The organism is Rhizobium sp. 01T437 (genome assembly GCF_056398505.1).
In genome coordinates this window covers 1-356 of record NZ_JBFTPM010000092.1, presented here as the reverse complement: position 1 = coordinate 356, position 356 = coordinate 1, and the positions used below count along the sequence as shown (strand labels likewise).

Here is a 356-nt window from a genome sequence, read left to right as displayed (position 1 = left end):
CACGACCTGTGCTTCTCCTTCACCGCCAAGGGCCTCGATCCGATGCCCGCCCTCGACCGCGTCACCCTGACCGCGGCCGGCCAGTAGTCTCCACCAGTAACGTTCCGGCGAGAGTTCTCCACGTGTCCACGCTCGTTCTTTCTTCGCCCCTCCAAGGCTGGGTAGCGTCCCTGGAGGAGACGCCGGACGCGGTGTTCGCCGAGCGTATGCTGGGGGATGGGCTGGCGATCGATCCGACGGGTTCGGTGCTGCATGCGCCGTGCGACGGGCGGGTGATCTCGGTGCATCGGGCGCGGCACGCGGTGACGCTGCGGGCGGGCAACGGGGCCGAGATCCTGATGCATGTGGGTCTGGAG

General features: G+C 68.3%; 1 protein-coding gene. It reads left to right on the top strand.

The window, feature by feature from the left end; all coding sequences use genetic code 11:
- Positions 1–122 precede the first annotated feature (122 nt).
- A partial coding sequence (locus AC1DM5_RS36645) for a PTS sugar transporter subunit IIA (RefSeq protein WP_477976988.1) occupies positions 123–356 on the top strand: 234 nt, incomplete at its 3' end.